Below are 18,366 nucleotides of genomic sequence, written 5' to 3'. Positions count from 1 at the left end.
TATGTGTCACATACTAATTGGACGAGACGATATGGCTAAGGACGAGCTCGATTGGACTGCCGATCCGTTCCACACGCGATTCGAGCCGAGGGCCGGCGGCTCCGTCCTGCTGCAGCCGCAGGGCACGTTGCCCGCGTACCCGGCACGGCTCATGGATTGGCTGGAACATTGGGCGGGCGTTGCTCCCGCGCGAACGTTGGTCGCTCGGCGCGTTCACGGCGGTGGCTGGAAGAATGTCAGCTATTGCGAAATGCTCGAGTGCGTACGCCGTGTCGCAGCCGGCCTCGCCACACGCAATCTGTCGGACCAGCGGCCCATCCTGATCGTGTCGGGCAACAGCATCGAGCATCTCGTGCTCAGTTTCGCGGCGATGTGGGCGGGCATTCCGTTCTGCCCGATGTCACCGGCGTATTCGCTCGCGTCGGCGGACCTCGGCAAAGCGCGCTATGTGATCGAGCTGCTCACGCCTGGAATGGTCGCCGCATTCGATACACCGTCCTTCTCGAGCACCCTGATGAAGCTCGTATCGCCCGATACTGAAATCGTCGGCGATGCACCGCTCGCCGATCGTGAAGTAACCACGCTGGCCCAGCTCGAGGCGCCTGTTACGAGCGAGCTCGACATCCGTCATCGGAACACGGACCGCGACACCATCACGAAGTTCTTGCTGACGTCCGGCTCGACCGGCCAGCCGAAGGTCGTGATCACGACCAACCGCATGGTCTGCAGCAACGCGATGATGCAGCGGCAATCCATGCCGTTCCTTGTAGACGAACCGCCCGTGGTCGTCGACTGGCTGCCGTGGAGTCACACATTTGGCGGCAGCCACATCGTGGGTTTGGTGCTGAGCAACGGCGGCACGCTCTACATCGACGACGGCAGACCGACGCCGGCCGGCATTGCAGAGACCATTCGCAACCTGCGCGAAATCTCGCCCACGGTGTATTTCAACGTTCCCAAGGGGTTTGAAATGATCGCGCAGCATCTGCGGGACGATGGGGAGCTGCGCAGATGTTTCTATTGGCGGCTGCGCGCTTATTTTTTCGCCGGCGCCTCTCTCGCGCAGCACACCTGGGACGCGCTCGACACAATGTCGCTGCAGGAACGTCGCCTGACAACGCCCATGCTTTCCGGTCTCGGCGCGACGGAAACCGGGCCTGCGGTGACCTTCACAACTCCCGCGATGGGTCGTGCCGGCGTGGTTGGCCTGCCTGCCAGTGGCTCGCTGGTAAAGCTGGCTCCGGTGAACGAGAAACTCGAGATTCGCGTCCGCAGCCCAAGCGTCACACCCGGTTACTGGCGCCAGCCCTTGCTCACAGCGGAAGCTTTCGACGACGAAGGGTTCTATCGCCTCGGCGATGCCGTACGCCTGCTCGATCAAAACGATCCCACTCGCGGCCTGGTGTTCGACGGTCGCATCGGCGAGGACTTCAAACTATCGAACGGCAGCTGGGTCAGCGTCGGCCCACTGCGCGCCGAGCTGATCGCTCAGCTCGCGCCGTTCGTACAGGACGTAGTCATCGCCTGCCCCGATGCAGACTATCTCACCGCGTTGATCGTTCCGGACGTCGCAGCGTGTGCCCGCGCGCTGCGACTCTCGCACACACCATCGCACGAGGAGATCGCCGGCGATGCTGTCATCAAGGGCCTGCTCCGGGCCTGCTTGCGCGTGCATGCCCGGCGAAATGCATCGAGCACACGCCACATCCGACGTGCGCATCTACTGCCTTCTCCCCCTTCCCTCGATCACGGCGAAGTCACCGACAAGGGCTCGATCAATCAGCGAGCGGTGCTGCGCAATCGCTCGCAGCTGGTTGCCGCGTTGTATGCCTCTGTTCGTCGTGGCGACGTCATCGACATCGACGAGCCCAGCGCATGAAACGAGTGACCGCCGTTCTATTGTTCGTCATCGTGCTATTGAGCGCGGCAACCCCGCTCCACGCCCAAACCGTGCTGCGCCTGTCCAACTGGTTGCCGTCACAGCACCCGCTGTTCGAACAGACCATCAAGCCATGGACCGAGCAAGTCACGAAAGCAACAGATGGGCGCGTCGTCATCCAGCTCCTCGCTGCGCCACTGGGGCCGCCGGCGGCACACTTCGACTTCGCTGCAAACGGCGTCGCCGACGTGACTTTCGGCATTCATAGCTACACGCCCGGCCGCTTCACAGCGACGCTGCTTGCGGAGCTTCCATTTCAAACCGAGAGCGCGGAGTACCTGTCGGTTGCTTACTGGCGCGTGCACCAGCGCTATCTCGCGAAGGCGAACGAACATCGCGGCACGAAGCTGCTGGCGATCTTCACCCACGGCCCCGGACAATTGTGGACACGCGACCGCGACTTGAGCTCGATGCAATCGCTGCGAGGCTCGAAAATCCGTGTGGCCGGAGGCTTCGCCCAGGACGGCGCCAAGGCGCTCGGCGTCATCCCGATACAAGCGCCGGTCACGGAAGTCTACCAAGTGCTAGCCGGCGGCATCGCCGATGGCGTCGAGTTCCCGGCCGAGTCCATCGACTCGTTCAATCTCACCGGCGTGCTCGACCGGGGCCTGCTCGTGCCGGGCGGACTGTACAACGTGTCGATGTTTCTGGTTGTCAACGCCGGTCGGTGGAACAAGCTCTCCAAGCAGGACCAGGACGCGATCATGTCCGTCTCCGGCGAACAGCTGGCGCGCACCGCCGGCCGGACATGGGATCGCGCCGACGCCGCCGCCCTCGCGAGCATGCGGAAGGCGGGGAAGATCGAGCTGGCGACACCGAGCGAGCAGCAGATGGCCACGATCAGAAAAGCACTCGAGCCCTACGTGACAAAGACGCTGCAGCAGATCTCAGCCAAGGGAATCGACGCCCGCGCGGCTCAACAAGAATTGCAGAAAGAGATCGCGGCCCTGAAAGCCAGGGGCGGCAGTTGAACGCCCTTCGACCTCGCCCAGCCGGACGAATCGGGGAGTTGTTGCTTGGACTGACGGCGGCCGTCCTGCTGTTCGCGATGATGATCGTCACCGTCGTCGATGTGATCGGACGCTATTTTCTGTCTCGGCCTCTGCCGGGCGCGTTCGAGCTGACCGAGATCCTGCTGGCATTGACGGTATTCATTTCGGCGCCGTTGGTTTGCCTGCGAGAAGAGCACATCACCGTCACCTTATTGACGGACCGCTTGTCGGCGCGAGCTCGCGAGATCCAAGCGATAGTTGCAGCGACGCTGGGATGTTTCATCTTTGGCATCGTTGCGTGGCAACTATTCGAGCATGCGCGCCGCCTTGCTGCCTACGGCGATGTAACGCTATTCCTGCGCATTCCCAAAGGGCCGCTCGGCTATGCCATGGCGGCGTGCACCGCGCTCGCCGCGTTATCGCTCATGCTCGTTGCACACGAGCGCTGCAAGAGCGCGCGCCAACTGATACGCGAGGCGCGATGATCGATTGGATCCTGGGCATTCTGGCGCTGCTCGCGCTGCTCGTCGCGGGCGTTCCGATCGCAATCGCGATGACGATCGTCGCTTTGGTGGGCATGTCCGTCCTGCTCGGCGTCGATCCCACCTTCGCAATGCTCGGGCAGGTGTTCTACGACAACGCCATGAGCTACACGCTAAGTGTCATGCCGTTGTTCGTGCTCATGGGCAACTTCGTCGTCAAGGCCGGGCTCGCCGACGATCTGTACGAGGCGGCGAACGCGTGGCTCAGGCACTACCGCGGCGGCCTGGCGATGGCAACCATCGTTGCCTGCGGAGGGTTCTCGTCCGTCTGCGGTTCATCGCTTGCCACAGCTGCCACCATGGCGCGAGTCTCGATGCCTGCGATGCGCCGCTACGGTTATTCGGACGGCCTCGCAACAGGCACGATCGCCGCGGGCGGCACGCTCGGCATTCTCATTCCGCCGTCGATTGTGCTCGTTATTTACGGCGTCATTACTCAGAGCGACATCGGCAAGCTGTTCCTTGCAGGCATCCTGCCCGGCGTAGTCGGAATCATTGGTTATCTCGTCGCTGTCAGGCTCTCCCTGCTGCGCTCGGACGAGCATGCACAAGAAGCCGAGCCGCTACCATGGAGCACTCGTTTGCGCGCAACCCGCGGGATCGCCGGCGTGCTGATTCTGTTCGTTGGTGTCATCGGCGGAATCTACCTTGGAGCATTCACCGCGAACGAAGCAGCCGGCGTCGGAGCCTTTGGCGCGTTCGTGCTGGCATTGCTGAGACGGCGCCTGGATCGCGCAGCGTTGTATGAGATTCTGGTCGAAACCAGCCGCATGACTGCGATGCTGTTTTTCGTGCTGTTCGGCGGCATCCTGTTCGCGAATTTCGTGAACGTCGCCGGCCTGCCCGCCGACCTGAATCATTGGATCACGCTGTTCGGGGCTGATCCGGTGCCGGTCATCCTCATGATACTGGCGATCTATCTGCTGCTCGGCATGGTGCTCGAGAGCATCTCCATGGTGTTGCTGACGGTGCCCATCTTCTTTCCGATCGTCACCGGGCTTGGCTTCGACGCGATCTGGTTCGGAATTTTTGTCGTCGTCGCGGTCGAAATCAGCCTGATCACGCCACCTGTCGGCCTCAATGTCTTCGTGCTCAAGGCGGTCCTGCCAGAGGTGCCGACGCGTGTGATCTTTCGCGGCGTGCTGCCGTTTGTCCTGATCGATGTCGTGAGGATTCTGCTCCTGATCGGCGTGCCGTCGATTGCGTTACTGATTCCTGCGACGACGTAGCTTTTCGCGCACCTGACGCTTGCGCTTCTATCATTTGTTAGTCGGCGCTCTCGGGCGCAGCGACGCATCGCTGAATGCAGGAACTCCTGTGCGGCTGGTCTGTTAGTCAACAGCCCTGCGGAGAATATCGTGAGTGACGAGCCAGAGCGCCGGATCCCATTGGTCGAGGAGCGGGCGCGCATCGAAAAGCGCGTAGTAGAGCGCAACCGCGTCACGATCCGTACTGCGATGACGGAGAGTCAGCAAGTCCTTTCCGAGACCCTGCGCCGCGAACAGGTGGATATCCGTCGCGTCCCTGTGAACCAGGAAGTCGATGCGATTCCCAGCGTCCGCGAGGAAGGCGGCGTGGTCATTATCCCGATCGTCGAAGAGCGCGCGGTTCTGGTGAAACATCTGGTGCTCGTGGAGGAGTTGCACGTACAGCGCAAAGTCCTGCAAGAGCCCGTCCAGATTCCCGTGAGCTTGCGCGCGACCGAGGTCTTCGTGGAGCCGCAGAATTCACCGAACGGCGAGGACACCTGAGTTATTTGTGGAGAATGTCATGACTACCCGAACGATCACTGCCATCTACGACTCCGAGTCGGAGGCACAAGCAGCCCGCCAGCAGTTGCTGAGCCATGGATTGGACGATGGCGATGTACGCATCGTGAGCCAACAGCTGAGCTCGAGGCGTGTCGGCACCGACCCTGGCGACGACAAGGGACTGTGGGAGTCGATCAAGGATTTGTTCGTCGGCGACGACGATCGGCCGGCTTACTCCGAAGGACTTCGACGTGGCGGCTGCTTGCTGACGGCTCGTGTCACGGATGAAAGAACCGACGAGGCGATCGGCGTGCTGGAAGCCACGAACGCCATAGATCTGGACCAGCGCACGGAGCAGTGGCGAGCCGAAGGATGGTCGGATGAAATTTCCGACGATAGCGATGCCTATCGGATGGAACAGGACACGGCCACCAGCGCCAGATTGGCCGGCGCGACTGGCGACGAACGCTCTATTCCCGTAGCGGAAGAACGACTGCGAGTCGGCAAACGCGAGGTCGATCGCGGTGGCGTGCGAGTTCGATCCTACGTCGTGGAGGAGCCGGTGCGAGAGGATGTCTCGCTGCGCGAAGAGCGGGTCGAGATCGAGCGCCGGCCGGCCCAAGGCGCCGCGGGTGCCGACGTCTTTCGCGAACAAACCATCGAAGCAACCGAACGCGGCGAGGAGGCTGTAGTAGCGAAGGATGCGGTAGTCACGGGCGAGGTTGTTGTACGTAAAACGGCCGAGGAGCGCACCGAAACCGTCGACGACACCGTCCGTCACACCGAAGTGGAGGTCGATGACACTCGCACCAAACCTCGCGGGCCCTCAACGAGGAACAAGCGTTCGACCTGATATGCGGAGTTAACCGACGAGCTCGAGAGGCAGCTGCCTCTCGAGCTATGCCGGCCTCGAGCTAGACTCTGAATCCCATGTGGAACTGCCCTGGCTCCAGCGTCGCCAGCACCCCCGGGCTGGGGGATTCACCAGCGAGTGTTTCCAGACCCGCGGCATCGTGCGCGAAAGCATCGCTGCAATAGGCAACGAGGTACACCTCGTGCCGGATCTCGTTGATCCCCGCCTGGCCGAAGTTGATCAGGCGGCGAAACAGCGCGGCGCGCGGCAGTTCGCTGCCTGGACCCAGGCGAGTCCAATCCTGGGCGCCACTGACAACAGTCCAACCCTCTGACAACAAGCGCACGCGCAGATCGTCGATGCCAAGGACCATTGCGTCCCGGATCAATAGCGACGCCATATAGGATGGCGTCATCTCCTGCCCGCCCAGATGGATGTCCCGCCGCTTGCGGAGATGCGCGACAGCATCTTCAGGTAAGACCGGCATGCGAGCCCCTCTCCAATCCAGCCCTTATCTGCGCCGCCTAGTTGCGAACCAGCAGGTACTCCACTCTGTCCGGCGTCGCACTCGTGTCGTCCCACCGCACGCGAACGGGTGCGCCCGACGCCTTGGCAGCGAGCGCCGTGGCCAGCATGTGCTTGCGACTCGCGACCTCGGCGGCCGTGCCCGCCAGCGTCAGATAGGGTCGGTTGGGAAGACTATTCGTGCCGCCATTTCCCAGGGGCGGAACATCGCCGCTCATCACTTGGAAAAACACGAAGATCTGAGTATCGCTCACTTCGATCTCGATGATCTGCGCGTCGGTGTACCTGACCGTGGCCTGAGCGCTGCCAAAACACAGCAGCCCTGCCGCGATGAATGCCTTCGTCAGCTTGTTCATTTGCTCTCCTTGCAATCCAACGTCCGCCATTAAATCAGCCCCGGATTGTGCACCGGACAGCTTAGGCCGCACCGTGTAAATACACGGGATCGATCTTCAGCGCACTCAGCATCGCCTGCCGCGCTTCGCTCCAGTACTTGGCTCTGGCAGCTTCGCTCGCGTCCACTATTTCCGAGCGCAGCGTGAGGAGCTTTCGATAGTCGTTTTCCGCGATCGTCTCGCCCCCATGCTTCTCGAATTCCTGAGTCGCATCGTCTATCAGTTCACGCGCTTCGCCAGTTCTGTCGACCAGACACAACAATTTGACGAAGCGAACCACCGACGGCCCATGGCCTCGTGAGTAAATGTGAGTGCTCAGGCTGTAGCTGTATCCCTTCTCGGGCGGTGGCGTGTTGGCGATAAGCCCTTCGAGCGTTCGCCGCACGCTCAGCCAGGGCTCGACGCACTGCTGGAGCAGCCCCCGCGCGCGTTCAACGCAATCCTTTTCCTGCGGGTTGAACCGGGTGTGTTGCATGGGAAACGTCGAGTCGAGGATCACGAGCGTGTTGCCAAATGCGAGCGGAAACGCGAACGGCCTCAGCACATTGTCAGACGCGCTCGAGGTTCTGTCGATGCTGAACCCCAGAAGGACATCCACGATCGGCGTGACGAATACGCAGCGCTTCTCAGCGCTCGAGGCTATCGCCAAGCCCTCGGAGCCCTTAGCGATGTCCGGTCCTTTCATCGAGCCTCGCACTATCGGACAACGCCTTGATCAGCGGGTGAACCTCATCCGTGCATGGGTTGACGACGGTGACACCACGCCAGCTAAACCCGTGCTGGAAATCAGCGCTTCCGCTCGTCTATCCAATGACCGGTGTCGCACCAGAACGGGTGCGGTCGGTACACCAGTTCTTTCGGCGCATCGTATAGCCTCTCGGGCAATTCGAAGTGCCTGTAGAACAAGCTCGACTCGATGCGCGCGCCTTGCTTCATCGGATTGCCGCAAGACTTCCAGGGACATACGTCCATGGAAAAATCCTTGTATCGGAATGTTTCCTGACCGGCGACCACGGAGGCCCGCGTCGAGGCATTCTCCATGAAGCCCGCGGCGTTCGGCCACTCTGAGCTTCCGGTGCATATCGGTCGCCGGCTCTTCGACTCCAGCACAAGCTTGAATCGTTCCTCGGACGGCACATCGACCGCCGTGAACGTGTAATCCCGCTCAGCAAGCGGGCCGGCATCACCGTCCTTGCTCGTCGGCGGACCTGAACACGCACCAACGAGCAGGCTCAGCGCTGCGATCAGCCCGAACAATCTCATGGTTGGATGTGCAAGAGACATGCTGTTCTCGGTCAGTGCGCGAACTTGGGATAGACGAGATCCATCAGGTTGTCGGGCTTGTAGTAACCCTCCCTGTTTCCTCGCGACATCTCGAAAGCACGGCGCTGTTCCGGGCTTCCGAATGCGTACGAAGAAACCATATCGAGTGCCAGGTCGATCAGCCTGGCGCCCGAATGCAAGGATTCGTGGCCGACGACCCACTTGAGCATGCCTTCATTGTTGCGGGCCTGCCAGGCGTTCTTGTTGTCCTTGTTTATCCACATCTCGTTGCCACCGACTTCGGCTCTCGCCGCGCCCCCCGTCGTTCCGCCCATCTTTACATAGGTCTCACCGTCCACGGCGTGGGCCAACTTTCCATCCGAGCCGTCACTGCGCAGATCCTTGGCTCCGTTTCGCAAGTTCGTAGCGGCTATACGCAGATCGTCGCCGCCCGGCTTGCCCTTTGCGTCCAATTTATTCGCCTGCTTATCCAACCGCTGCGCCCTACGTTCCATATCGTTGGCCGCTTGCCTCTGAATCCTCTCGAACTTCCGCCACTCCTCTTCGGAGTAGCCGTTGCCCCGACCGTACTGACCGGTGGGATCGGTCTTGTTCATGGGATCGTTGCCGACGTACGCATAAAGATTGAGGTCATCTGCGGATCCGATCGGATCGGTTTGCAGGAAGCGTCCGAGGGTCGGCGAATACACGCGGACCTTGTAGTCGTACATGCCGAGCGCGGCGATCCATTTCTGGCCCGTGTACTGAAAGCGGCCTTGGTTTGAGGAGCCTGGCAGGCCGTAGGTGTCGTAAGTGTTGATGGCAGTCGCACTCCCGGCGCTGTCGCTGACCGACACGATCGAACCGCGCTCGTCCGCGTGCAGCCATCGGCGCGCACCGGTGTCGGCGCCTTCGTACCACACCAGCGGCTCATCGACGCCTGGACCGTACACGTAGCGCCGCGCGACCTGACCGCCGCTGAACTCGGTGGCTAGTTTGTTGCCGACGTAGTCGAAGCTCAGGCCGTCGGCCTGGCTCAGCATCCCGAGCGGGCCATGATAAAAGGAGTTGCCGGCATTGTCCTGAAAGAGCCGATTGCGTGAGTTGTACTGCCAGACCTTGCCTCCGATAGAAGTCAGGTTGCCGCGTGTATCGTAAGTTGGCGCGACACTGCCCGCCTGCGTGTACTGGTTGAGTCCATTCACCGCATAGCCGCGCGAGTCGCTGGACGGCGAGGTCCACGCATACGAGTCATTGGTCGATGTGCGCGTTGTGATCTGGCCGGCAGGATTGCGGCTGAACGTAAGCGCGAAATCGGCGCTCGTGCCCGCAAGGTTGTGGCTAAGCGCCTCGAGCCGTGAGACAGCATCGTAACCATAGCTCGAGCTCGTTCCATTGCCGCGCGTAAGCGACGTGCGACGCCCAACGTTGTCGTAACCAAAAGATGCGAGCTTGAAGCTGCCGCTCGCACAGCTGCCGTTCTCACAGATGGCCGACACCTCACCGGTGACAAGATAGTCGAACGTGGTGAAGAATCCGTCCGCCCACGTCTGCCGGATCAAGCGACCGGCGGAATCGTATTGGAAAGTGTTGTACGACAGATTGCTCGACTGCTGCACAACGCGCCCGAACGGGTCATAGCCGAACCCAGCCGCCCAGCCATTTCCATCGCTCGTTGATATGAGCTGGCCGAAATTGTCGTAACTGTAACTGACGTCCACCTCGGCAACGTTCGTCTTGGGGTTCGTGTCGTAAGTACGGCGATTGAGCGCATCGTAAGTGTGGGAGAGCGTCTGCCCGTCGCGTAACCGATGACTCCTGACATTCCCGGCCGCGTCATGGTCGAACGCTTCATAGTCGCTGCTCGAGCTCACCGCGCCGTTGTTTTTGTCGGGATAGTAAATGCGCATCCGCCGGTCGAAGCCGTCATAGGCGTAGGTGGTGAGGTTGCCGTTGGCATCGGCGACGGTCTCGGCAAGGCCATTCGGCGTATACGTCGTCGACTGATTCGCCTGCACCGCCGTGCCATACGCCCGCTGCACCACCCGGATCTGATTGGCCGCGTCGTAAACAGTGCGGGTAATTCTGTCTGGGCCGAAAGTACCTTGCGGCCCCAGCTGACAGGCGGAGTTCGGCAATGATGAGAAGACGCTCGGGTTCATGCGCACCGCCATACATTCCAGCCGACCCGCAATGTCGTAGCTGTACTGGGTCACGGCTTGGACCGCGCCAGCGGCAATCACGCGCTCCTTGATCTTGCGACCCGCGGCGTCGTAGTCCATTGCGATCTGCTGGAGAACAGCCATCCCGGCAAGCGCGGCATCGGACTGGCTCGTGGCGGTGCCTTGCTCGATCAACATCGGCTGGCCGTCATCGTTGTAGCTGGTTCGCTTTACCCTATGCAGCAGGCTGCCGCTGCCGTCCGGGTCGGGACCGATCGTCGCAACCAGTTCGCGATTGGCGTTGTAAACATAGCGAGTCGTGTCCGCTGAGCCCGGCAGCGGCCCATCGACATAGACGACATTGCCCACTGGATCATAGGTGGTGGTCGTGGTCGCGCTGACCGACCCATCTCCAGCCCGCACCGTCACCGTAGCCGGCAACAGGTTGCCGTCGTAACCGTACTCAGTGACGACCTCATCCGCGGTGTTCTCGCACGCTGCGTTGCCAGGTCCCGTGATCGGGGCTCCAGCCTGCGTGCGGCAAGCCGATGTGCGAACGAGTTTCCAGATCGGCGGACCGGCGACGAGCTGCCCCGATGCGTTCTTGTAATAGGCCGAGCGCTGCTCGTAGCTGAAGCGGGTCTGCGGACGCACTCCATTCGCGCCCGCGGGCAAAGTCTTTCTCAAGACACCGCCATGCTGCGGATCGTAGTAGTAGTCAGTACGCCCGCCGCGACTGTCGACAGTGTATGTCGGTTGGTTGCAAGTCTTCTCGGTGCCCGCCACACACGAGGGCGGATAATTCGCCGAGGAGCTCGTTGGGCTTTGGTTGGAGCCCTGTTTGGGCGTGACCCCAGTTTCGATTTGGTTGTGACGCTGATCGAACGTGGAGACGACCTTGTTGCCTTCGGGGAGAACCACCGTTTTCATGGTCCCCGTGACCAAATCATGCTCGTATGAGGTTGCTCTGCCGAGCGGATCGATGATCATGAAACCCGAAGCATTTGCGGTATTCGGTATTTGCGTCGTGGCGTTCGCTGGATTCGTCGCCGACCTGGACAGAATGCAGCCCCTGGAATTGTATGTAGGGTTGTAAGTCCATGTGCCCGCCGCGGTGGTGATCTGCGAGACCGTCGGCGGCGCAAAGCACGTATTTGGGTAAGGCGAAGATTGCCTGGTAACAGTCGTCGTTCGTCCAGTCGGGCTGGTAATCGTAAACGCAGAAAGATTCGGCCCCGGCTGGGTCACCGTACTCATCCGAGTTGTGCGACCCATCGTGTCGGTTGCATGGAACTGCGACGTCGCAACCTCTGGCCATTGCCGAGTCAGCGTGCAACCGGACGCGCTTGGATCGCAATAGTCGACCGCCAGGTTGATCAGCCTGATCTTGTCATCGACCAGTCGTAGCTGGTAACCCGTCGTGCTCGTGATGGAGCGCGCGCCTTGGTTGCCTGAGTAGCTGTAGAGCAGCTTCTCGCCATTGGGGTAAGTCACCGACGTGAGTCGCGCGACTTCGGTCGGACCGCCGGGTTGGCTGTCCATATAGTAGTTGGGTCGCGCCAGCGACTTGGCGAAGGCCAATACGGTGCCATCACGCTGCGTGAGCAAATACTCCGTGAGTGTCTCGGACATACGCGAGTTCTCAGCCGTCTCGATCGCGCCGTACTCGGCAGCTTCAACGCGCCAGTCCATTTTGAAGTAGTAGTTGTTGTACGAACAATAGCCCGAGCCATCGTCGTAGCACAGCCAGTACACACTGCCCTCGCGCGGCGTGCTCTGATCGGCGCCGCCACTGGAGGCGAGATAGGTGTAGGTGAGCGCCGGTTTGTCGGCCAGACCGATACTGAGCGTGCCAGCGGCCCACACGAACTGACCGGAGCGCAGATCGACATTGACTTGGTCGATCGCCTGAACTTTCGGCGGCGGCGCGTCCGAGGACAATTGCGCCAATGCCGGCGTTATGCACCCCACGAACAACAGAACCGCGCCAACCATCGGCCGGAGAACACTGAACATCCGCCTCACCCTCTCCCTCTTCCTCGTCCTCAAATCAAATCGACTGCAAGCGGCGCGACGCTAGTCCGCCAGAAGCAAGTCCAGCACGGCAGGCAGCCAGCTCAGGTTCTGAACTCGGATCGTGAACGTGCGCGAGTAAGGCGCGTTGATGGCATCGCCGGAATAGCTGACAGTGATCGTATGCACGCCGGGCGCCAGGCCCTGCAAAAAGACGCTCGCCCGACCATCGTAAACCTGCGTGGAGCCGAGGAAGACGCCGTTCTCGGTAAACGTCACGGTGCCGGTCAGAGCGCCGCTGCCGCTCACGTTCACCTCGATGACAGCACCGCCGGACACGATGTTCGCCACGTTGTTCGTCCGGCTGAACTCAAAAACGTCGCCGATCACGAACTGAGTGCGATTGCCCGCCGCGTCATAGCGATAGCTGTGCTGGATGCCATCGTTGGGTCCGCCGGCGCTTTGCACCGAGATGACCCGGCCGAGGGCGTCGTACGAATAGGTGACGGTCTCCTCAGCCCGCACAGGGCTGACAAGCCCGACGCATGCTGCTAGAACCGCGACCCCACCACACCGCTTGAGTACGGTGGCTGAACTGCCACCGCGAGCATTGACTCTTGTCATCACTTATTCGTGCCGCCCATTCCACCGAACTCTGGACACCAACGAGCGTCAGCTTGAAATCAGGGAAGGCGTTGCGCAGCCGCACGACCGCTCGGCCAATCCCGACTTGCGTGGATCGGCGCGGACGAATGCATTGGTTGATGTAGAGCGACGGCTGCCGCGAAGAATCAGCGTGAGCTTCTCTTCCCTGACGTGAGCTTCTGTTCCTGTTTAGTGTTCAGTCCAGTTTCGAGTCCGGCCTGTGTCTATGTCAATAGAGGCAGAAGCGATTCAGGAATTTGCCGAACTCGAAGCCGACCTCGTTGACAGCGTAACGGCGTAGCTCGAAACTACTCGCGGCCAACGAGATAACCATCACAAAATCCCAACGGAAGGGTGCCAAGTATGTTCAAGAATGCGTTCGTTGCGGTGCTGCTGACGACCCTGCTCTGCTCAAATGCCGGCGCCGCCATGTGCGATGGTCCCATCACCAGCGTCGCTGTTCAGAACGATGGGTCACTCTACATTCGCCAGGGGAACAACGGACACTGGCTGCTGTGCAGTGTCAGCGTCGACGGCACTTACCAAGGCGTCGCAACCACAGCCGCCGCTTGCCGCAGTTGGCACGCCCTCTTCATCGCAGCTCAAAAGGCCGGAACCACAGTACGCCTTTACATGCGGGACCCCGCCCAAACCTGCACTCTCGCGGATTGGAATGCCGCCAGCGTGTATTTCGTCGAGGATCTGGGCTGAGTTGCAGTCGAGCTTTCAGGATGATCTAGCGGACAAGGAGTCGTGCAACATGAAACAAAACTCTGGCAGATTCACTCTCTTGATTGCCATGGCATGCATGCTGGGCATCTCTAATGCGCAAGCAGGCCTGGTCGCGAACATCGGTCCGATAACCGACTTGCGAGTCGAAGGCACGTACGCCTTCGTCGGTATGGCGCAAACAACGGGCACATGCGGTAAGCGCTACTGGCTCGACATGAACTCGCCCAGCGGCAGGTCGGCTTACGCAACCGCGATGATGGCTTTTTCGAGCGAGCTCAATGTCTACATCAGGGCGGAGGACGCCGGTACTCGGATCTTTAGCGAGTGCGGCCTCTACGACATCTTCATCTCGAAGTGAGCAGTGTGATCACTGCCTGGCTGCGCGAGCAGCCAGGCAACACGGTTCACATCGAGTTGAGATAAAGACCCCAAACTTTATTCGCTGTCTGCTGCCCGGAACACGACACTCCGTCGTTGATGAACCGCACCGTTACCGATCGCCCGCTGACCATGGCTGTCGTCGCCAGCGCGAGGATGTTCTTCGATCGGTCCTTACCGTTGAGATTTTGTTCGTCATCGGCCGGCCACAGTCCCCAAACGAGACCTGTATCGAACCAAACCCAGGTAGTGCCGTCATTCCAGATCCGAGTTACGTTTCCAGTGCATTCCGTGTAGGCGTGCGCGGCGGTAGATGATGCCATCAGCAGCGATACTGCAACGATAGATCGAAAGCGCGTGATCACTCGGGGCCCTCCTATTTGGCACGCGGCGATGTTATGAACACGCACAAAAGCTGCATAGCGGGGAAAGCCTGAATGGGGATATCACTCCAGCGCCGGATACAACACCTGCGCAGTTCCGGCAAAAATCCACTCTCGATCCTGCTCGGCAACCGCCGCGAGACATTTCTTCGCGACTTCCAGGTCCTGATCGGCGTGCCATCGATCGCGCTATTGATTCCTGCGACGGGCTCGCACTAGAAGGTCCATCGTATCCATGCTGCAAGGAAGCTGCCTGCACGACCGTCCGCTTGCCGGATGACGTTATGTGGCTCGAATGCGACGTAGGTAGCGCCGAGATCGAGCTGCCGAGTGGCCTGCCAACTGACGAGCATGCTCGTCTGCGACCCGATGTCCCGAGATCGACTCCGCGAGGTACCGGTCACCGGCGTCAATAGGGGCGCGTAGAAGGCATCGGCATTTTCATGTTTCCACAATCTGTTCCAGCTCAGCGTGGCGCTCAGGCGATCGGTGAGCGACAGACTCAGGCTCGGTTGAATGTCCAGCAGATTGGCGGGTGTCGCCAGGTTGGCCTCGGAGAAATAGGGAAGCTTGGGAAACAGAGGATTGAAGGTACCCAGTTCGCGATCGTGCGGATTTCGGTCGCCACTGATGGCATCCGCCTTGAGACCGACCCGCGGCGTGAAAGGCAGAGCGGCGAATTCGAATCCAGCATCGATTGAAACAGTCCATGCGCGAATGTTGGCCGCGCCGAACGATCCCCACTGCCAGGCAGCTTCGATGTTCCAGTCCCAGCCGGCGCGCATGCCGAACGCACGCGCACCGATGGTATGACGCAGCTCTCGTGCCAAGCCTTGAGCAAACACTGCATTGGCCCGATCGAGCCCCAGATAATATGTGTCGATCCCGAGGCGTTCTGGACTGGGCAGCCAGGTGGCGTAGAGACCCCAGAATCGCTCCGCCTGCGAGCTGCGATCGTCGAAGATGCCATCCTCGGGCCACACGGGACGCAAGAAGAACGCTGTTGCACGTTGCTGTTCCCCGTCTGTCCACGACGCACTGACGCCATCGAACGCACGCCGAACATTGGGACTCTCGCGCACGGACACGAGGCGCGCAGCACCGAGCGCCATTTCCTGCCGCCCGATGCGCAATGCGAGCTGCCCGCGTGCGAGTGACAACGACTGCTCTACGTAAGCTTCCAAAGCATCGAGCGAATCCTCCTGCGTGGGCGGTGGCGATCCACTCCAGCTCGAAGTGAGGCCGCTCACGATCTTCGCGACGGCGCGAAAGTCGTCGCCGCGACGAAGCTCTCCAGAGACAGACGCTCGGTGCAGCAGATAGTCGTTTTGCGCAGGCGCCGAGAGCCCGAACACGGGATTGTTGGCGGACTCGAAGCGCTCCCGCAGCTCGCCACTAACCTCGAGCGACCAGTTTTGGTCTTGCGCGTGCGAGGGCTCGATCGTCGTAGTGACGATACAGAGCGCTACCAGTAGCGTGCGGGCGCTGCAAACTGCGCTCCCCCACAGCGGCTGGCAGCGCTCGATCATCGCGCGATCACTCGCTCTGCCGCGCAGCTGCCTGCGCCTTGTTGAAGCTCTCCGCTACGGCGGCATAGTTCGGCGAGATGAGACCGTAGAGCTTTGCAATCTCCGGGGCGTCCGGTCGATTCCAGGTCCGATGAACCTCGCTCACAACCGCGTTGGTCGAAGTCGGGACGATGCCGGCCTGCACGAATCTGGCAATCGTCGTGCTCGACGCGAGCAGGCTCGGATCGCCCGAAGCGTCCGTGACCGCATAGACTTTGTAGCCGGCCGCCTTGGCGTCGAGCGCCGGGAACATGACGCAGACACTGGTCCAGACACCGGCCATGATCAGAGTCTTCCGGCCGGTCTTGCGAACGGCGGCGACGAAATCCGGATTGTCCCAGGCGTTCACCTCACCCTTGCGCGGTACATACAGAGCCTTTGGCGCCGCATGCGCAAGCTCCGACATCAGCGGTCCATTCGGGCCGTTCGGTTCCGAGGCCGTGGTGATGACGGGAATCCTCGAGTTTTCGGTGCGCACGATCTTCGCTGGGAGCTGCCGGCTTTTCTTGGACGCCGTTGCTACATGATGGCGAGCGCGCCCTGAGCCAATTCCCATCGCAATCCTTCAAGACGCAGAGCCTGCGAGTCCGGATGCTGAGCTCGCGGAATTGTTCTCAGGAGGCGTCATGTCACTCGCAGCCAAACCCATCGCCAAACGAGTCGAGAATTTCGGTCTGCCCTGGGAGAGCGCCTACGGTTACGGCCAGGCGGTCCAAGTCGGCAATGTGATCTTCGTATCGGGCCAGCTGAGTCACGATGAGAGCGGCAAGCTCGTCGCGCCCGCGCCCATCGATGCGGCGGGCAAGATCCTCGATGCGACGAACATGGAACTGCAGATGCAAACGGCATACGCAAATGCCGCCCGACTCCTGCACCGCTTCGGCGCAGCGCTCGACAACGTGGTCGAGGAGACGCTTTACGTCTTAGACGTGGATGCAGCGTTCGCCGTCGCTGGCAAGGTGCGCAAGGCGGCGTACGGAACCGATCGCCCCAGCTGTGCGAGCACGATTGTGGGGACAACGCGGCTGGCCTTTCCGGAGCAGCTCATCGAGATCAGCTTTACCGCCCTGCTGCCGACCAGCCCGTGACGCCAGATTGCCGACTCGGCGAGTCTCCGGGTCCTTGCGGCACGCGTTCGGTGCTTGCGAATCGCACGCTCGCGGACCGCTCAAAGGACTTCCACCTGGTCGATGTTCGCCAGGTCCTGGCCGGTCGACTCGAATCGGATCGTGTTCGCGGCACCGTTGTTCAGCGTCACGGTGACGTTCTGCAGCACCCACGTCGCCCATGTTCCGGTCGAGTTGAATGTGATGTTTGTACCGACTCCATTCACGACCAGCCGTCCCGCGCGCGCCGTCGAAACGCCGAGAGCGAACCGGATGCGCAGGGTCTTCGCACCGCCGCCGCGGCCGTCGACGTTGTCGATCTGTGCAAAGCCGCCGTTGGTGGACGAGTTCACGTAGCCGGCGCCATTGAATCCGGCATTCTTATTCTCGAAAACAGTGCCGCCGCCCATGGCCCCATTCTCGGTTTGATAGACATCGTTCGTAGGACTGCCCCCGCACATATTCAGCACGCTCGCGGCTTCTCTCAGGCCCTTGCCCGAGCCTGCCGCGTTCAACGCGATACAACGGGAAACCTCAGGCGCGTACGTGGTGTACGTGTACGGGAGTGCGATCGGAAACGTCGCTGTCGTCGTCCAGTCGGTTGCTTTCTGGCACGGCGTGCTGCCGGAACAGGCCGTCCAGCGGATGTTGAAACGCGCGTTATCCGCGGAGCTGCGGGCGTTGTTGTTGCGCAGGTCCCATTGGCCGAGGATGCTCGACTGCGAGAACACCGGGTTCAGCGCATTCTCGAAGAAGTTGTTCTCGATCAGGACGTGGCCGCCCATGCGCGGATTGATGCCGCTGCCCGTGATGTTGTTGTAGTAGTTGTTGTAGACGTGCGTGTAGCCGAAGCGCTGGAATGGCAGACGCGAGCCGACGTTCTCGTATCGATTGTGAGCATACGTCACGCGCCGCTCCGCGCTGTCCGTGTCGCTCGCGCCGATCAGGCCGACCTTCGCATGATCATGAATGAAGTTGTACGAGACGGTGATGAAGCTGGCCGAGTTCTTGATATCGAGCAGGCCATCGAAGGTCGTATCGTCATCCGGCGTGCCCGGGCACTTCATGTTCCGGGTGTACAGCTCGTTGTGATCGATCCAGACGTGGTGCGCATTCGCC

General features: G+C 61.0%; 19 protein-coding genes and 1 pseudogene. 10 read left to right on the top strand and 10 right to left on the bottom strand.

Annotated features, from left to right (window positions below; translation table 11 throughout):
• Positions 1 to 31: 31 nt before the first annotated feature.
• The 6 genes from GYH35_RS17095 to GYH35_RS17070 all read left to right on the top strand — a co-directional run bounded on the left by GYH35_RS17095 (position 32) and on the right by GYH35_RS17070 (position 6,077).
• Entirely contained in the window at positions 32 to 1,879 is a 1,848-nt protein-coding gene (locus GYH35_RS17095) for a feruloyl-CoA synthase (protein ID WP_161811119.1), read from the top strand.
• Positions 1,876 to 2,910, top strand: coding sequence for a TRAP transporter substrate-binding protein (locus GYH35_RS17090; RefSeq protein ID WP_161829032.1), 1,035 nt, complete (start codon positions 1,876 to 1,878; stop codon positions 2,908 to 2,910). The genes GYH35_RS17095 and GYH35_RS17090 overlap by 4 nt, the downstream gene beginning before the upstream one ends.
• A complete protein-coding gene (locus tag GYH35_RS17085; RefSeq protein ID WP_161829031.1) occupies positions 2,907 to 3,416 on the top strand; it encodes a TRAP transporter small permease in 510 nt (169 codons plus the stop codon). Before GYH35_RS17090 ends, GYH35_RS17085 begins: the two co-directional genes overlap by 4 nt.
• Complete coding sequence (locus tag GYH35_RS17080; RefSeq protein WP_202624374.1) at positions 3,413 to 4,702, top strand: TRAP transporter large permease; 1,290 nt, start codon at positions 3,413 to 3,415, stop codon at positions 4,700 to 4,702. Before GYH35_RS17085 ends, GYH35_RS17080 begins: the two co-directional genes overlap by 4 nt.
• A 129-nt stretch (positions 4,703 to 4,831) precedes the next feature.
• A complete protein-coding gene (locus tag GYH35_RS17075; RefSeq protein WP_161811116.1) occupies positions 4,832 to 5,224 on the top strand; it encodes a YsnF/AvaK domain-containing protein in 393 nt (130 codons plus the stop codon).
• A gap of 19 nt (positions 5,225 to 5,243) precedes the next feature.
• Entirely contained in the window at positions 5,244 to 6,077 is an 834-nt protein-coding gene (locus tag GYH35_RS17070) for a YsnF/AvaK domain-containing protein (protein ID WP_161829030.1), read from the top strand.
• Between the two features lie 61 nt (positions 6,078 to 6,138).
• On the opposite strand, the gene GYH35_RS17065 is transcribed toward GYH35_RS17070, so the two are convergent.
• From GYH35_RS17065 to GYH35_RS17040, 6 genes are all read right to left on the bottom strand, one after another.
• A complete protein-coding gene (locus tag GYH35_RS17065) occupies positions 6,139 to 6,564 on the bottom strand; it encodes a hypothetical protein (protein ID WP_161811114.1) in 426 nt (141 codons plus the stop codon).
• Positions 6,565 to 6,601: 37 nt separating this feature from the next.
• Positions 6,602 to 6,958 carry a hypothetical protein gene (locus GYH35_RS17060; protein WP_161811113.1) on the bottom strand — a complete coding sequence of 119 codons (357 nt, stop codon included), beginning with the start codon at positions 6,956 to 6,958 and terminating at the stop codon, positions 6,602 to 6,604.
• 61 nt (positions 6,959 to 7,019) lie between these two features.
• On the bottom strand, positions 7,020 to 7,682 hold the full coding sequence (locus GYH35_RS17055) for a hypothetical protein (RefSeq protein WP_161829029.1): 663 nt from the start codon (positions 7,680 to 7,682) through the stop codon (positions 7,020 to 7,022).
• 101 nt (positions 7,683 to 7,783) lie between these two features.
• Entirely contained in the window at positions 7,784 to 8,281 is a 498-nt protein-coding gene (locus GYH35_RS17050; protein WP_161829028.1) for a hypothetical protein, read from the bottom strand.
• An 11-nt stretch (positions 8,282 to 8,292) separates the two neighbouring features.
• Positions 8,293 to 12,438: an RHS repeat domain-containing protein gene (locus GYH35_RS17045; RefSeq protein ID WP_161829027.1), complete on the bottom strand. Its 4,146-nt coding sequence runs from the start codon at positions 12,436 to 12,438 to the stop codon at positions 8,293 to 8,295.
• A 60-nt stretch (positions 12,439 to 12,498) separates the two neighbouring features.
• Positions 12,499 to 12,960 carry an Ig-like domain repeat protein gene (locus GYH35_RS17040; RefSeq protein ID WP_161829026.1) on the bottom strand — a complete coding sequence of 154 codons (462 nt, stop codon included), beginning with the start codon at positions 12,958 to 12,960 and terminating at the stop codon, positions 12,499 to 12,501.
• A gap of 483 nt (positions 12,961 to 13,443) precedes the next feature.
• Between GYH35_RS17040 and GYH35_RS17035 the strand changes: the two genes are divergently transcribed.
• Both GYH35_RS17035 and GYH35_RS17030 read left to right on the top strand, forming a co-directional pair.
• Entirely contained in the window at positions 13,444 to 13,791 is a 348-nt protein-coding gene (locus GYH35_RS17035) for a hypothetical protein (protein WP_161811107.1), read from the top strand.
• Between the two features lie 49 nt (positions 13,792 to 13,840).
• Complete coding sequence (locus tag GYH35_RS17030) at positions 13,841 to 14,170, top strand: hypothetical protein (protein ID WP_161829025.1); 330 nt, start codon at positions 13,841 to 13,843, stop codon at positions 14,168 to 14,170.
• Positions 14,171 to 14,216: 46 nt separating this feature from the next.
• On the opposite strand, the gene GYH35_RS17025 is transcribed toward GYH35_RS17030, so the two are convergent.
• Positions 14,217 to 14,555 (bottom strand): hypothetical protein, encoded by a 339-nt coding sequence (locus GYH35_RS17025; RefSeq protein ID WP_161829024.1) that lies wholly within the window; start codon positions 14,553 to 14,555, stop codon positions 14,217 to 14,219.
• A gap of 72 nt (positions 14,556 to 14,627) precedes the next feature.
• On the opposite strand from GYH35_RS17025, the gene GYH35_RS17020 reads away from it, so the two are divergent.
• Positions 14,628 to 14,792, top strand: coding sequence for a hypothetical protein (locus GYH35_RS17020; RefSeq protein ID WP_161811104.1), 165 nt, complete (start codon positions 14,628 to 14,630; stop codon positions 14,790 to 14,792).
• On the opposite strand, the gene GYH35_RS17015 is transcribed toward GYH35_RS17020, so the two are convergent.
• Positions 14,789 to 16,102: an alginate export family protein gene (locus GYH35_RS17015; RefSeq protein WP_161829023.1), complete on the bottom strand. Its 1,314-nt coding sequence runs from the start codon at positions 16,100 to 16,102 to the stop codon at positions 14,789 to 14,791. The genes GYH35_RS17020 and GYH35_RS17015 overlap by 4 nt on opposite strands.
• A 7-nt stretch (positions 16,103 to 16,109) precedes the next feature.
• A pseudogene (locus GYH35_RS17010) lies at positions 16,110 to 16,598 on the bottom strand (isochorismatase family protein); the annotation flags it as partial.
• 169 nt (positions 16,599 to 16,767) lie between these two features.
• Between GYH35_RS17010 and GYH35_RS17005 the strand changes: the two are divergent.
• Complete coding sequence (locus GYH35_RS17005; RefSeq protein WP_161811101.1) at positions 16,768 to 17,229, top strand: RidA family protein; 462 nt, start codon at positions 16,768 to 16,770, stop codon at positions 17,227 to 17,229.
• An 80-nt stretch (positions 17,230 to 17,309) separates the two neighbouring features.
• Here the strand turns inward: GYH35_RS17005 and GYH35_RS17000 are convergent.
• On the bottom strand, positions 17,310 to 18,366 hold a 1,057-nt coding region (locus GYH35_RS17000; RefSeq protein ID WP_456115295.1), incomplete at its 5' end, for a pectate lyase family protein.

The sequence above is a fragment of the Steroidobacter agaridevorans genome, from assembly GCF_009932555.1.
In the GTDB taxonomy this organism is placed as follows: Bacteria; Pseudomonadota; Gammaproteobacteria; order Steroidobacterales; family Steroidobacteraceae; genus Steroidobacter; species Steroidobacter agaridevorans.
Note: the sequence above shows the minus strand (reverse complement) of the source record. Positions and strands in the feature narration are given on the sequence as shown.